This window comes from Chryseobacterium sp. JJR-5R (genome assembly GCF_034047335.1).
Classification (GTDB): domain Bacteria; phylum Bacteroidota; class Bacteroidia; order Flavobacteriales; family Weeksellaceae; genus Chryseobacterium.
The window spans coordinates 3,102,168-3,117,177 of sequence record NZ_CP139137.1 but is presented as its reverse complement, the minus strand read 5'-3'; the positions used below and the strand labels follow the sequence as shown (position 1 = coordinate 3,117,177).

General features: G+C 40.6%; 10 protein-coding genes and 2 tRNA genes. 5 read left to right on the top strand and 7 right to left on the bottom strand.

The genetic code is table 11. The annotated features are described in order from the left end of the window. Positions 1-648 precede the first annotated feature (648 nt). The 4 genes from SD427_RS13630 to SD427_RS13615 form a co-directional block, all read right to left on the bottom strand. Positions 649-721, bottom strand: a tRNA-Phe gene (locus SD427_RS13630). Between the two features lie 117 nt (positions 722-838). Further along, positions 839-911: transfer RNA gene (locus tag SD427_RS13625), tRNA-Phe, on the bottom strand. Between the two features lie 95 nt (positions 912-1,006). Next, the gene (locus SD427_RS13620; protein WP_320558354.1) at positions 1,007-2,848 is read right to left on the bottom strand and encodes a lysophospholipid acyltransferase family protein; all 1,842 of its coding nucleotides are present in this window, start codon (positions 2,846-2,848) and stop codon (positions 1,007-1,009) included. A 22-nt stretch (positions 2,849-2,870) separates the two neighbouring features. Beyond that, positions 2,871-4,109, bottom strand: coding sequence for an aspartate kinase (locus tag SD427_RS13615; RefSeq protein ID WP_320558353.1), 1,239 nt, complete (start codon positions 4,107-4,109; stop codon positions 2,871-2,873). Positions 4,110-4,423: 314 nt separating this feature from the next. Between SD427_RS13615 and fbp the strand changes: the two genes are divergently transcribed. Together fbp and menC are read left to right on the top strand one after the other, a co-directional pair. Beyond that, the gene (gene fbp / locus SD427_RS13610; protein ID WP_320558352.1) at positions 4,424-5,440 is read left to right on the top strand and encodes a class 1 fructose-bisphosphatase; all 1,017 of its coding nucleotides are present in this window, start codon (positions 4,424-4,426) and stop codon (positions 5,438-5,440) included. Beyond that, positions 5,441-6,445 carry an o-succinylbenzoate synthase gene (gene menC, locus SD427_RS13605; RefSeq protein ID WP_320558351.1) on the top strand — a complete coding sequence of 335 codons (1,005 nt, stop codon included), beginning with the start codon at positions 5,441-5,443 and terminating at the stop codon, positions 6,443-6,445. Positions 6,446-6,448: 3 nt separating this feature from the next. Here the strand turns inward: menC and SD427_RS13600 are convergent, their stop codons facing one another. Beyond that, positions 6,449-6,601, bottom strand: coding sequence for a bacteriocin-like protein (locus SD427_RS13600; protein ID WP_320558350.1), 153 nt, complete (start codon positions 6,599-6,601; stop codon positions 6,449-6,451). 816 nt (positions 6,602-7,417) lie between these two features. Here SD427_RS13600 and SD427_RS13595 point away from each other — a divergent pair. The 3 genes from SD427_RS13595 to SD427_RS13585 all read left to right on the top strand — a co-directional run bounded on the left by SD427_RS13595 (position 7,418) and on the right by SD427_RS13585 (position 12,646). Further along, the gene (locus SD427_RS13595; RefSeq protein WP_320558349.1) at positions 7,418-9,091 is read left to right on the top strand and encodes a glutamine--tRNA ligase/YqeY domain fusion protein; all 1,674 of its coding nucleotides are present in this window, start codon (positions 7,418-7,420) and stop codon (positions 9,089-9,091) included. A gap of 214 nt (positions 9,092-9,305) precedes the next feature. Then, positions 9,306-10,484 (top strand): MFS transporter, encoded by a 1,179-nt coding sequence (locus SD427_RS13590; protein WP_414017727.1) that lies wholly within the window; start codon positions 9,306-9,308, stop codon positions 10,482-10,484. 131 nt (positions 10,485-10,615) lie between these two features. After that, complete coding sequence (locus tag SD427_RS13585) at positions 10,616-12,646, top strand: TonB-dependent receptor (protein WP_320558347.1); 2,031 nt, start codon at positions 10,616-10,618, stop codon at positions 12,644-12,646. Positions 12,647-12,739: 93 nt separating this feature from the next. Here the strand turns inward: SD427_RS13585 and SD427_RS13580 are convergent, their stop codons facing one another. Next, positions 12,740-13,738, bottom strand: a complete 999-nt coding sequence (locus SD427_RS13580; protein WP_320558346.1) for a S41 family peptidase — start codon at positions 13,736-13,738, stop codon at positions 12,740-12,742. An 87-nt stretch (positions 13,739-13,825) separates the two neighbouring features. After that, positions 13,826-14,791, bottom strand: coding sequence for a YpdA family putative bacillithiol disulfide reductase (locus tag SD427_RS13575; RefSeq protein ID WP_320558345.1), 966 nt, complete (start codon positions 14,789-14,791; stop codon positions 13,826-13,828). Positions 14,792-15,010 lie beyond the last annotated feature (219 nt).

Genomic DNA, 15,010 nt, shown 5'->3' with positions numbered 1-15,010 from the left:
TGAAATAATTAGTCTTCTTTTGACAAAGATAATTTGAGTTAACGACAAAACCTGTCGTATTAAAACAGGTTTTGAAGTTTTTAGCAATTTTCTTTTTTTGAACTGTTTTTTTAACGTATTGATTGTGATTTTAAAACCAAGCATGAAATAGTATGCACAACCTGTGTACAAAACAAGGATTGAAACAATCATCAAAATTTTGTTAATAAATGCGTAAGTATAGTAAAAAAACTATTCATAGTATGGGGTTTTCAACATATTTCATGATTTTTTGAACTTTAGTTCAAATTTCTCTTAGTAATACGACAAAACTCGGCGTATTAAAAATTATTTTTTTTATATGTCTCGGAAGAGTACCCATCTATAGTCTTAGGGTGGAGAGGTAAGGCGAGTTTTTGATAGCACCCCCACCTTTGGAAAGTTGGACAAAAGTTTTCGGACGGTATAAAAATCTGAACACTTTTTTGAATATTTTTAGACTGTGATACAGTTGAAAATCTTTTTAAATTGTCCTCAGAGACAACAAAGGGACAAAAAAGGACTAAATTTGATGAAACAATAGTAAACATCATTAAAACAAAAATTCCTTCTAAACATTGTTTAAAAGGAATTTTTTGATTGATTAAGTTAAATTGTGTTTAACTTCTGTGGTTTCTCCAGGAATCGAACCAGGGACACATGGATTTTCAATCCATTGCTCTACCAACTGAGCTAAGAAACCGCTTAAGTACTTCTTTTCAGAAGCGGTGTGATGTAAATTAATGATAATTACCAAACTTCACAATCTTTACTGAAGAACAATTGGAAAAGAAAACCACCTTTTTACAGGTGGTTTTTGTGGTTTCTCCAGGAATCGAACCAGGGACACATGGATTTTCAATCCATTGCTCTACCAACTGAGCTAAGAAACCATTCTTTACTTCATTGTTTTAAAGTGATGCAAAAGTAGTAAGTTTTGGTATATGAAGCAAGTATTAACCGTACTTTTTTCATTAAAAATTAAAACCTATTGATTTTCAGCGGAATTATTTTCCTGCTCTCTCCTGATTTGTTCACTCATTTCCTCCAGTACAGGTTTTATCGTACTTTCAGGAAGGTCGCTGATCCGGATATACATCAGTCCGTCAATTGCATCATTAAAATTCGGGTCCACATTAAAGGCAATTACCTTTGCATTTTGTTTAATGTATTTTTTGATGAGCACCGGCAATCTTAATTCAGGCTCGAGATCATCAATGATTTTATCCAGTTTATTCAGATCAGATTCCATTTCATCAAAGAAAAGGTTTTTGTCTCTTTCCCGGAGTTTTATCTTGTACTCATTTCTCGGGGTAATGTATTGGGCCACAGCAGAATCATAATAATTGGACCGCATAAACTCAATCATCAGGGATTTCGAGAATTCGGAAAATTTATTGGAAATACTTACGCCTCCCATTAAAAACTTATGGTCCGGATTTCTCAGGCAGACATGGACAATCCCTCTCCACAAAAGAAAAAGGGGAAGCGGTTTCTGTTGGTATTCCTGGCGGATGTAGGCGCGACCCATCTCGATCACTTTCTTAAAAAAAGGATGGATGTCCTGTTCAAATTCAAATAATGAGCTGGTATAAAAGCCTTTGATCCCGGATTTTTTCATGACTTCCTTGCCCAAGGCCATTCTGTAGGCACCCACCAGTTTTTCTTCTGCACTGTCCCAGAGAAAAAGATGGTGGTAATGTTTGTCATATTCATCCAGGTCAAAAGGAAGGTTACTGCCTTCACCCACGGCACGGAAGGTAAGTTCCCTCTGCCGCCCGATTTCTCTCATAATGGACGGAATTTCTTCATAAGAAGTGAAATAGACTTCATAATTCCCGTTGCTGAAGAACATTTTATCGGTACCTTTCAGCTTGCTGATGTCATTGAGGATATCCTCTTTCGGAGTTTCATCAATGATGTTCTGGACGATATTTTCTTCCTTTAACAGAGGGAATTTTAAAGACAGGTTCTTAAGGTTGATGCTTTGGGCAAGGGATTTCCTCTTTTCATAGTAAGATTTCATCATATAAACCTTACGCTTCAGGAACTCGCCCAGTTCATCCGTGGTCTCCATGTCATCCATTGCTTTGACGGCGATGGATCTCCCGATTCTGATCCTGATCGGCTTTTCTCTTTCATTCATCATTTCTGCCGGAAGCATCAGGGTCTGCAGATTGGGATGGAGCTTGGCTACCTGGTAAAAAATCCGGCTGTTTTTGGCATGGAAATACATCGGTACTACCGGGACTTTTGCCATTTTGATGAGCTTAAGAGCCGGTTTCTCCCATTCTTTATCCAGGATTTCGTTGTAAGGATTGTTTTTATTGGACACTTCTCCGGCCGGAAAAATTCCTATACAGCCTCCGTTTTGCAGGTGCTTCAGGGTTTCGCGCATCCCGGATGAGCTGCTGTATGCTTCTTTTCTGTTTTCAAAAGGGTTAACCGAAATAACATAGGGCTCCATCGGTTCTATTTTCTCCAGCAGGAAGTTGCCCATAACTTTGAAATCCGGACGGACTTCCGACAGTATTTTACACATTAAAATTCCGTCGATGGCCCCGAGGGGATGGTTGGATACAAGAATAAACGGACCTGTCTTAGGAATTTTTGCCAGGTCTTCCTCAAAAGCGATATAGCTGAGGTTGCGTTCCCTCACAAATGAGTCGAAGAAGTCTTTCCCTTCCTTGTATTTCAGTTTATTGTATAATTTATTTACTTCATTTATTTTGGCAATGCTCATGATCGCTGAAGCTACAGGATTCTTCAGAAATCCTATCCTGCTCAAACCGGAAGCTTTAATTAAATCGTTTTTCGAAATTAAACTCATGTGTGTTTAGTCGCAATTAGTTTTATTGTGTTACCATTTGAAGTGTATTCTTCGAAATCTGCTCCAATAATACACTTTTTTCCTGGTAAAATTGGTCAATGTTCCCGATCTTGGCATTTCTTACCGTAAATAAAGATACATTTTTTACCACTTCAGTTTTAAATACTTTCTGCAGTTCGTCATTAAGCTCATCAATCATACTGAATTTGTCCTCAAGGCATAAAGCCAGCGAAATGGCAGAATTCTGCATCAGTGATACTTTAATTTTATATTTGGAAAGGTACCCGAAAATTAAGCTCATGTGATCTTCCGCAATAAATGAAAAATCCCTTGTCGAAATTTTAAGCAGGGTCTGGTTTTCCTTTAAGATGTAAACCTCTTCATCCTGATTTTTATCGGAAGCGCCTACTTTGGTTCCCGGTTCTGTAGGATCCACAAAAGATTTTACATAAAACGGAATATTTTTCTGCTGAAGCGGCTGCAGTGTTTTTGGATGGATTACGCTAGCGCCGTAATAAGCCATTTCTATTGCTTCTTCATAGGAAATATCGGAAAGCAGGCTTACGTCTTTGAATTTTCTCGGATCGCCGGTCATTACGCCTGGAACATCTTTCCAGATGGTCATTGCCTCTGCATTTAAACAATAGGCAAAAATGGCAGCGGAGTAGTCAGAGCCCTCCCGTCCCAACGTTACCGTAAAATTATTGTCATCAGAACCGATGAATCCCTGGGTAACATAACAGATTTCCTTATTCAGATTTGAAATGAACTCTTCCGTCCGAATCCAGTCTACCGCACCTTCCCGGTAAGAATTATCGGTCTTCACATAATCCCTGGCGTCCAGCCACTGGTTTGTAAACTGGATTTCATTCAAATACTCGCTCACGATCTTGGTTGAAATCATTTCCCCGCAGCTCACCACCTGGTCATACACAAAGCTGTAGTTCGGTGATTTGTTTCTTCTTAAAAAAGAATCAATGTCATCGAAAAATAAATTAATTTCAGCAAAAACAGCGTGGTTTTCTGGAAAAAGCCCTTGGGCAATTTCAATATGCTTCCGTTTTATCTTTTCAATTTCAGTCTGATAATTATCCTTTCTGAAATAAAGCGCTACCACTTCTTCCAGGTCATTGGTCGTTTTTCCCATTGCTGAAATAACCAGCAGACACTTATCAAATCCCTGGCTTTGTAATACCATAGATACATTCTTTACACTGTCAGCATCCTTTACTGATGCTCCTCCAAACTTGAAAATTTTCATTAAATTGTTAGTAATAAAATTGTTAGATAAAATTTTGGGGGAATATTTTACGGGGTACAAAATTATAAATTTACAACGAGATATGAAATAGTCCAGTTGCCGGAGAGGCTTAAGATTTCATTAAAATTAGGATGCAGCGGATAATTATTATGATCTGTTAAACAATTTGGGCATTGCTTTTTATGATAAGGTAAGGCGTTTTTAAAGGTATAACTCTATATAGTATTGATTGTCAGGGTTTAACTCTTTTAGTAATAATTCTTTTTAAATGTAATAAATTTTACGAAATTTGGAGAAATCGTAAAAATAAAAATATGTCAGATCAGCCATTACAGACTCTAGGAGAATTCCTTATTGATAAGCAGGATGATTTCCAGTATTCCACAGGGGAATTCTCCCGTCTGCTCAGTGCTATAAGGTTAGCTTCAAAAGTGGTAAACAGGGAAGTGAACAAAGCCGGGATTGCAGATATTATCGGGCAGGCCGGAAATGAAAATATTCAGGGAGAGGAACAGCAGAAACTCGATGTAATCGCCAATGATATTTTTATTACAGCCCTATCTCAGAGGGAAGTAGTCTGCGGTATCGCTTCAGAAGAAAATGATGATTTTATTGATATCAAATGTGGCGAAAACGGCCATTTAAGCAAATATGTCGTACTGATTGATCCGCTTGACGGATCTTCAAATATTGATGTTAATGTTTCTGTAGGAACTATTTTTTCCATTTACAGAAGGGTGACAGAACCGGGAACTCCGGTTCAGCTGGAGGATTTTTTACAGAAAGGAGTCAACCAGATTGCTGCGGGATATGTAATTTACGGTTCCTCAACCATGATTGTGTATACTACAGGGAACGGGGTGAACGGTTTCACACTGGATCCTTCACTGGGTACGTATTATCTTTCCCATCCGAATATGCAGTTCCCGAAAACAGGGAAGATTTACTCTATTAATGAAGGGAACTATATCAAATTTCCTCAGGGCGTTAAGAACTATCTTAAATACTGCCAGATGGAAGAAGGCGACAGGCCTTATACCTCAAGGTATATCGGTTCACTGGTTGCTGATTTCCACAGGAATATGCTGAAAGGCGGCATTTATATCTACCCGTCTTATTCACAGGCACCTAACGGAAAACTGAGGTTACTGTACGAATGCAACCCAATGGCTTTCCTGGCCGAACAGGCAGGCGGAAAGGCAACAGACGGCTTCAGGAGGATCCTGGAAATTGAACCGACGGAACTGCACCAAAGGGTACCTATTTTCTGCGGAAGCGTGGATATGGTGGAGAAAGCAGAAGAATTTATGCGGATCGACAGCGTAAAATAAATGAAAGCTGAATATTTTAAACATATATTGGAATTCAAACGCCCGGGTGGAACATCCCGTGGCGTTTTGCGTGAAAAAGAAACCTTTATCCTTGAAATTTCCGATGGTGGTAAAAAAGGAGTGGGTGAGTGCGCGGTTTTCCGTGGGCTAAGTATTGATGACCGTCCGGATTATGAGGAAAAACTGCAGTGGCTTTGTGAAAACATTCAGATGGATGCAGCATTTTTACACCGCGAATTAACAGCGTTTCCTTCCATCTGGTTCGGGTATGAGCAGGCTGTCCTTAACCTGAAGCATGGAGGGAAAATTTATTTTCCAAGTGAATTTACAGAGGGAAAATCACCCATTACCATTAACGGGCTGATCTGGATGGGAAATGTTGATTATATGCAGGAACAGATCCAGGATAAGCTGGACCAGGGTTTCCACTGCATCAAACTGAAGATCGGGGTTGATTGGAATGCCGAATATAAAGTGCTTCAGCAGTTAAGGGAAAAGTTTTCAGAAGATGTTTTGGAGCTGCGGGTTGATGCCAACGGCGGTTTTACTGCAGAGGAAGCGAAAACGGTACTCCAGCAGCTGGCAGATTTACAGATCCATTCCATCGAACAGCCGATTAAGGCCGGAAAGCATAAGGAAATGGCAGCATTGTGTACCGAAACACCCATTCCCATTGCCTTGGATGAGGAGCTTATCGGAATTGTAGATTTTAATGATAAGAAAGCACTGCTGGAAACACTGAAGCCTCAGTATATTATTCTCAAACCGTCGTTAGTCGGCGGCTTTTCCGGTTCTGATGAATGGATATCCATTGCGGAAGCGCAGAACATCGGCTGGTGGATCACCTCCGCACTGGAAAGCAACATCGGCCTGAATGCAATTGCCCAGTATACTTTTATCAAAAAAAATCCGATGCCTCAAGGTCTGGGCACCGGAGCTCTGTTTACCAATAATTTCGAATCAGACCTGGATCTGAAAGGAGAATTGCTGTACTTTAAAAATTAAATGTTAAGGCGTGGGGCATGTTGGATTGTTCTGGTATTCAGCATCCCATGCTCTGCAGCATCGGGCTCTCGGGTCCCAGTTGTTGCAGCCTAACGGAGCGGCACCCCCGCGGATGGTTTTCAATGCACTTCTGTTCAGGTTCCTTAGATTTTTCATAATGACTTTTGTTTTGGTTATGTAAATATGAATCACTTTTTTGTGATATACAATAATTTTAACTTAATTAACATAACTTAAATTGAGGAAGTGCTGAACAATACTGTACAGGAAAATCAGAGCTTATCGATAAACCCTGCATTATTCAGATCAATTTATATGAAACGGTAAAAATAAGAGTAACAGTACGTCGGATAGATAATATGATGTGCTTATGATTGGATGAGTATTGCGTTTTTAAATAACGTCTTTTACGAAAATTGCTTTCTTAATGTATTCCAACAAAGAAGAAAACCTGCTTTTAACCTTTTTCATGATATAAAATTTAGTGTTTCTTTGATTAATGCCTTTACAATCTCTGTGCCATAATCAGATATTATACTGTGTTTCATCCGGAATGTTTTTTATCAGATGATTTAAATGCCTGTTTAAGAACCTGTTTTAAAATATTTCGTTATGATTCTACCTCTGAAGGGAAATCGGTATAAGCGCACAGCAATTTTTTAAGTACTGGTACTGGTAGACAATGTTTCTTTTACAGGGTATCAAACGGTATTTTACAGTCTTAAACGGAAAACGGAGTTTTTGTAATGGGAAAAATAAGATCCTGATAATCTTGATGGAATTTAATTCTCTGGCTGTTAATGAAGTAAGTCATATTCATGGTATGGGTTTAATGATTCTAGTTATTTCCTAAGATATAGAAAAAATACTGAATAAGCAGCGATCGGAGAAATAATTTATAATTTCCGTAAAACTTTAAATTTTCCTAAATTTGCAAATTGCCGTGTCAAGCGGCATTCTAAAGCGAAATTAATGGAAGAAGAAAAAAAATCACTCAATTTTATTGAGCAAATTATCGAAGATGATCTGGCAAACGGGTTAAAAAAGGACCAGATCCGTTTCCGTTTTCCGCCTGAGCCAAACGGTTATCTGCATGTAGGCCATACCAAAGCGATCTGCATCAACTTCGGTCTGGGTGAAAAATACAATGCTCCCGTAAACCTTCGTTTCGACGATACGAACCCTGAAAAAGAAGAGCAGGAATTCGTAGATTCTATTATCAAAGACGTGGAATGGCTGGGCTTCAAATGGGATAAGATATTGTATACCTCAGATTACTTCCAGCAGCTTTATGATTGGGCCGTTCAGCTGATTAAAGAAGGGAAAGCTTATGTAGATGAGCAGCCTTCCGAAACTATTACGGAACAAAGAAAAACACCTGTAGAGCCGGGAGTGGACTCTCCTTACAGGAACCGTCCTGTTGAAGAGTCTTTAGACTTATTTGAAAGGATGAAGAATGGTGAATTTGAAGAAGGCACCATGTCGCTTCGTGCAAAAATCGATATGGCCTCTCCCAATATGAATATGCGTGACCCTGTGATGTACAGGATTCTGAAAAGGCCTCACCACAGAACAGGCACTGAATGGAAAATTTATCCGATGTACGACTGGGCACACGGCGAATCTGATTACCTGGAGCAGGTTTCACACTCCTTATGCTCCCTGGAATTTGAAAATCACAGGCCGCTGTATAACTGGTATCTGGAACAGGTATACGATGAATCCAAAATAGCACCGAAACAGAGGGAATTTGCAAGGATGAACGTTTCCTATATGATTACCTCTAAAAGAAAGCTGCAGAGGCTGATTGCAGAAAATGTAGTGGATGGCTGGGATGACCCGAGGATGCCTACCATTTCCGGAATGAGAAGGAAAGGATATACGGCAACCGCTATCAGGAACTTTATTGAAAGAGTCGGAGTGGCAAAAAGGGAAAACCTTATTGAAATCCAGTTATTGGAATTCTGCGTCCGTGAAGATTTAAATAAAGTCGCAAAACGTGTGATGACGGTAGTAGACCCCATTAAATTAGTCATTGAAAATTACCCTGAAGGCCGGGAAGAATGGCTGGAAACCGAGAATAATCCTGAGCAGGAAAATGCAGGGACCAGGGAAATCCCTTTTTCAAGGGAACTGTATATCGAGCGTGAGGACTTTAAGGAAGAAGCCAATAATAAATTTTTCAGACTGAAACTGGGCGGTGAAGTCCGTCTGAAATCCGCGTATATCATCAAAGGTGAAAGGGTGGAAAAAGATGAAAACGGTGAAATTACCACCATTTATGCAACTTATGATGAGAAAAGCAAGTCGGGAAGCGGTACGGAAGAAAGCTTAAGAAAAGTGAAAGGAACCATTCACTGGGTTTCTGCAAAACATGCGATTCCTGTGGATGTCAGAAATTATGACAGGTTATTTACTGTGGAACAACCTGACGCGGAGAAAGAGGTGGATTTCCTGGATTTTATCAACCCGGAATCCGTATCAACCATTCAGGGGTTTGCTGAGCCGGGGCTGAAAGATGTTGCCGTAGGAGAACCGCTTCAGTTCCAGAGAATCGGGTATTTTACTAAAGACCAGGATTCTGCGGATGCCAAATTGGTATTCAACAGGACAGTAACCTTAAAAGACTCTTATAAGCCAGAGTAAAATTTATTTATATCCATATAAATGAACAGGGCTTAATTTTTAAGCCCTGTTTTTTTGTGTCATCATGAGGCATATGGCAATGAAGCACTTTTATGAGCTTAAAGAAAGGGTGATAAAAAATCATCAGATTAAAAAATTAACTAAAAATCAATAAGTTGTGAAACTGATCCAGATATATACCAATTCCTTTAAAGGGCTTTCGCAGGAAAGCTGGATGCTGGCACTTGTCATGCTCATCAACCGGTCCGGCTCCATGGTTCTGCCGTTCTTAGGGGTTTATATGACGGACCACCTGCATTTCAGCATAGAAAATACAGGCATAGTGCTTAGCTTTTTCGGGATCGGATCCGTAATCGGTTCCTGGCTGGGCGGGTTTGTTACGGATAAAATAGGGGAATATAAAGTCCAGTATTCCAGTTTGTTACTGAGCGTACCTCTGTTCTGCTTAATTCCTGTTTTTAAAACGGAAGCGGGCGTTGCGGCTATTATCCTGCTTCAGAGTATTGTGAGCGATGCTTTCCGTCCTGCCAATTCGGTAGCCATAACGAAATATGCAAAGCCTGAAAATATCACCAGAGCCTTTTCACTGAACCGTATGGCCGTGAATCTGGGTTTTTCCATCGGGCCTGCTCTGGGCGGGATCTTATCAGCCATTTCTTATGAATTCCTATTTCTGAGTAATGCATTAGCCGCATTGCTGGCCGGAATTATGTACATTATCTTTTTCAGGAAACGCAATACGCTGGCAAAAATAAAAGCGAAGAAAGCAAAAGAAGCTATAGAAATCAAAAAAGGAAATTCGCCGTATCGGGATTATAAATTTCTAACTTATTGCTTCTTCTGTATGCTGTTTTCTATCTGTTTTTTCCAGCTGTTCAGTACGTTAACCATATTTTATAAAGATAGCGCGCACTTAAGCCAGCAGAATATCGGGTATATTTTAGGATACAGTGGATTTTTAGTGGTTCTGCTGGAAATGGGGCTGGTTCAGATCGCAGAAAAATATCTGAGTCTGGCCACCACCCTGTTTTTAGGAACGCTCATCTGCGGGCTTTCTTATGCAATGCTGGGGTTTGACCATCATATTTTAACCCTGGTGGTTTCCATGAGCTTCCTGTGTGTAGGTGAAATCTGGGCACTGCCTTTTATGTCCACCATTACTGCTTTACGGGCCGGGAAAAACAACAAAGGAGCCTATATGGGTCTTAACGGGATATCATTCTCCATTGCCTTCATCGTTACTCCGTATGCAGGGACTTTAATTGCTGAAAAGTTCGGCTTTACCGTGTTGTGGATCGGAACCGGAATTATAGCAGCCGGTGTTGCGGCTGCATTTTATTTTATTGTGCCGTGGATGATCAGAGAAAAAAACAGTACGGAAGTGATGCATTAAGTTCCCATAGAGAAAATTAATGGCCGCGTTCAGACAGCTTTATATGCTCTGCGTAATTTTACATGAAAAAAAGTATTGATAAATTATCATGCCGGTTGGTAAAGAAGTACGGTTTTTGCTAAGCTTTAGCGATGATAAAACTATATTTTCTACTTTCTGTTTTTTCCGGTTCCCTTATATTTTCTCAGCAAAGAGATTCTGCCACGTTGATTTCAGAAGTTAAGATTGATGCTTATAAGAAGCCGGTTCCTTTTATGGCCTCTACCAAATCAGCTGCCGTAATTTCTGAGAATCTTCTGAGCCAGAATATACCTGAGCGGTTGCTGGAATCCTTCAACCAGGTTCCGGGAGCAAGAATGGAGGAGCGTTCTCCCGGAAGCTACAGGATTTCATTGCGCGGGAGCACGCTGAGGTCACCTTTCGGAGTGCGGAATGTAAAAGTATACCTGGATGATTTTATTTTATCCGATGCTTCAGGCAACACCTACTTCAATGTCATTTCTCCGGAACTGATCCAGCGGATGGAAGTTTATAAAGGTCCGGAAAGCGGGGATTACGGAGCGGTAACGGGCGGGACCGTCCTTCTTCAGACCCGGAATGCAAAACACACTTCAGCTGCGGCATCCATCGGGAGCTATGGGACATTTAACCAGAGTTTCGGGCTGTCCAGGCAGTTGGGGAAGCATTTTTTTGAGGTCTTCCAGAACTATTACCAGACCGATTCTTACCGCGAGCAGGCAAAAGTAAAGCGGAAACAGGTATTTCTCAAAGACAACTTTCAGTATTCAGAAAAGGGGCTGCTGAAAGCCATGCTTTTATATACCGATCTGGATTACCAGACGCCGGGCGGGCTGACCCTTGAACAGATGCAGGCCAACAGGCAGCAGGCAAGGCCGGGAACCAAAACCGTTCCGGGCGCTAAAGAACAGGACGCCGGGATAAGAAACAGAATGGTCCTCGCAGGGCTTTCCCACGAATTCAATTTCAACCCTGATTTTTCTCATTTTATTTTGGTCCAGGGCTCTTATGTAGATTTTGAAAATCCTTTCATTACCAATTTTGAAAACCGTTTTGAAAAAAACATTGCACTCAGGACCCATTTTAATTACGAAAAAAAATGGGGAGGTGTTTCATTGGCTTACCGGGTCGGTTTTGAAGGCGGAATCAATGATATCCTGATTAGAAATTATGATAACAATAGAGGAACGGAAGGGAACCCGCAGAATTTCGACCGGCTTAAAAATATTTCCGGGTTTTATTTCCTTTCACAGAAACTCAATATTGATGAAAAGCTTTTTACTGATATTTCTTTAAGCTTAAATTCAAATTCCTACGAATGGGAAAGGATGTATCCGGGAATGGAAACAGGGGATGTCCGTTTTAAAAACCAGTGGCTCCCGAATATTGGCGTTACCTATCTGTTTGATAAAGGGTTTTTTGTCAGGGCCAAGATCGGAAAAGGAAATTCGGCCCCGACCAATGAGGAAATCCGGTCGTCTGATCAGGAATTTAATACCGGCCTTCAGCCTGAATACGGCTGGAACAAAGAAGCGGGCATCAGAAAACAGTTCGGGAATTCAATTTTTGTGGAGGGAAGTTATTTTGATTTCAGGATGAAGGATGCGATTGTAAGAAGGCAGAATGAAGCAGGGCAGGAGTATTTCGTCAATGCCGGAGAAACTGTGCAGAAAGGCGTTGAAGTGCTTCTGGAATCTAAAAATTTTAATCTGAAAAATAATATTTTCAGCAATTTCAAATTCCGTTTCTCAGGCAGCTTTTATGATTTTACTTTTGAAAACTACCGGCAGAATGCCAATGATTTTTCCGGCAATGACCTGACCGGTGTTCCTGAAACCACCGTCAACAGCTTATTGAATTTCACTTTTTTCAGGAAGCTGATGGTAGACTATTCACATTTTTATACGTCGAGGATCCCTCTGAACGATGCAAATTCCGTCTGGTCAGAATCCAGCCTGGTCGGGAATATCCAGCTCAGGTATCCGGTAGTTTTTGAAAAAACAAAACTGACAGTCTCATTACAGATCCAGAACCTGTACAACGAAAACTATGTCTTAGGTTTTGATATTAATGCTTTCGGGAACCGGTATTATAATCCTGCGGCAAAAAGGAATTTCATTTTTGGCGTAAAAGCTGATTTTTAAAGTGGGCAGATTCAAATGCTCCTGAAAATCTCTGTGATCATCAAAATCCGGTTTAATTTCTTTTGATATAACTTAAACAGGCATATACGCAACCTACCGGCTGCTGTCAATATATCTGAATGCTTTATTCAGATATGTTTCGTTGGCTTTTGTTTTATCATCCGTTTTTTCAATCCTGATATCCGGTGAAATCCCTTTGCCGATTTCGGCATATTCCTTTCCTGTGCGGTCCACAATATTTCCGGTGGTCAGTACAAGAAAAGAGCCGTCTGATAATTTATATTCCTGGTTTCCGGAGGTCAGGCCCTGGGTGTTGACACCAATCAGCTTCACATTTTTCTGTCCGGCAAATGCCGCTGTGATAAACTCAGCCGAACTGCCGGTTATTTTATTGATCAGGACGGCAACGGGTGTCTTTATCCGTTTCGGCTGTTTTTCTTTTAACCGGAAGAACTGGGTTGCCGTGGCTCCTTCATAAAACTTCCCGTCTTTATAGTTGAAATATGCAACAGTTCCTTCCGCATCTTTCGTTCCCACGATACTTTTATGGTCGAAGAATGGGGCAGCGGCAGCATACATGGGATAAAGCATGCCGCCGTAATTGTCTCTCAGGTCAACAATCCAGCCTTTCGGGTCCTTCTTTTGAAGTTCGTTTACTTTTGAATAAAAAGTATTGATGTATAAGTTCCAGTCGTCCTTATTGAATGATCCGATGTCCGGCAGGCTGATATAAGCATACCTGTTTTCCAGCAGCTTACTTTCAATGACCGGGAACTTCTGTCCCGTCGCTTCATAGCCTAATGTGTAGGCTCTTACAGCTTCTTCAGGATAAAATTTAGAATGCGCGTCATCCAGCGAGTTCAATGCTTTTTCTAAAACAGGATAGGTATCTTTGATGGTTTTTGATTCCGAGGCATTGTTCAGCGTTACGCGGTACAGCTCTTCCCAGTTTACTTTGGCTTTATTGACTGATTTATGATGCATAATATCCAGCGCATCGGTAACATACCGCCGGATACTGTCTTTCTGTGCCGTGGCCTGGGATGAAAGCAGTATGGAAGTAAAGGTGAGCGTAGTTAAAAATGTATTCATAAGGAAAATTTAGGTTGTAAAGATAATTTTTATTAAGTAAACCGGTTAAGGCATACAGATAATCCCGGTTGAAAAAATGACACAATGTCAGTCTGAAGAAACAATATGCTGAACAATCATTTCAGCATGGACCCTTGAGTTTTCTATAAACCAGAGGTGGGTGTCTTTTCCGCCGCAGACCACGCCGGCAAGATACAGGTTTTTTACATTGGTTTCCATGGTTTCAGGGTCATACAGCGGATTCAGGCAGTCGCCCTGCAGTTCGATGCCGGAGTTTTTTAAGAAATCAAAATCGGGAAGGTAGCCGGTCATGGCCAGTACAAAATCATTCTCGATTTCACTGATTTCCCCTTTTTCATTTTTGAATATAACGGAATTTTCCCTAACCTCCAACAGTTGCGAATTGAAATGAGCCTTGATGCTTCCTTCGGCAATCCGGTTTTCAATATCCGGCTTCACCCAGTATTTTACATTCCCTGAAATTTCTGAATGACGGATAATCATCGTGACCTCCGCTCCTTTACGATACGTTTCCAGAGCAGCATCCACCGAAGAATTGCTGGATCCCACAACCACTATTTTCTGCCTGGCATAAGGATAAGGCTCCGTATAATAGTGTTTTACCTTAGGTAAGTGCTCGCCGGGAATATCCATCAGGTTCGGAATATCATAGAACCCTGTGGAAATGACGGCATTTTTTGCCCGGTATTTTGATTTTGTGGTTTCAATTTCAAAAGTCCCGTCTTTTTTTGTGATGTGCAGTACCTTTTCGTACAAGTGGATGTTAATTTCTTTCTGCCTCGCAATGCCCTGGTAATATTCCAAGGCTTCCTGCCTTCCGGGTTTGGGAGCTGCGGAAATAAACGGGATTCCGGCAATTTCCAGTTTATCCGCAGTGGAGAAAAATCTCATATATAAAGGATAGTGGTACAGTGAATTAACAATTGTCCCTTTTTCGATAATTAGGTAGCTAAGATTGTTACGCTTTGCTTCCAGTGCACAGTTCAGCCCTATCGGTCCGCCTCCTATAATAAGAATATCCAAAATTTCCATATAACAAATTTAGTCAAAAAGACTGTAAGCAAGGCTAATGCTGCATAACGGTTAAAAGTTTTATTTCCTGTTCATTGCTGTTTGATCATCTGAATCATGGAAATCTCATCATATGAAACTGGCATCGGATTTGGTTAATTTTAGTCCATTAACATTGACATGAAAAAGATCTTTATTTCGATGCTCATTCTGGGTATAATCGGATGTAAAAAAATCCGG

Excerpts from the sequence above, each read along its gene's own strand:
- SD427_RS13620 (WP_320558354.1), bottom strand. The coding sequence starts at position 2,848 with ATGAGTTTAATTTCGAAAAACGATTTAATTAAAGCTTCCGGTTTGAGC.
- SD427_RS13615 (WP_320558353.1), bottom strand. The coding sequence starts at position 4,109 with ATGAAAATTTTCAAGTTTGGAGGAGCATCAGTAAAGGATGCTGACAGT.
- fbp (WP_320558352.1), top strand. The coding sequence starts at position 4,424 with ATGTCAGATCAGCCATTACAGACTCTAGGAGAATTCCTTATTGATAAG.
- menC (WP_320558351.1), top strand. The coding sequence starts at position 5,441 with ATGAAAGCTGAATATTTTAAACATATATTGGAATTCAAACGCCCGGGT.
- SD427_RS13600 (WP_320558350.1), bottom strand. The coding sequence starts at position 6,601 with ATGAAAAATCTAAGGAACCTGAACAGAAGTGCATTGAAAACCATCCGC.
- SD427_RS13595 (WP_320558349.1), top strand. The coding sequence starts at position 7,418 with ATGGAAGAAGAAAAAAAATCACTCAATTTTATTGAGCAAATTATCGAA.
- SD427_RS13590 (WP_414017727.1), top strand. The coding sequence starts at position 9,306 with ATGCTGGCACTTGTCATGCTCATCAACCGGTCCGGCTCCATGGTTCTG.
- SD427_RS13585 (WP_320558347.1), top strand. The coding sequence starts at position 10,616 with ATGATAAAACTATATTTTCTACTTTCTGTTTTTTCCGGTTCCCTTATA.
- SD427_RS13580 (WP_320558346.1), bottom strand. The coding sequence starts at position 13,738 with ATGAATACATTTTTAACTACGCTCACCTTTACTTCCATACTGCTTTCA.
- SD427_RS13575 (WP_320558345.1), bottom strand. The coding sequence starts at position 14,791 with ATGGAAATTTTGGATATTCTTATTATAGGAGGCGGACCGATAGGGCTG.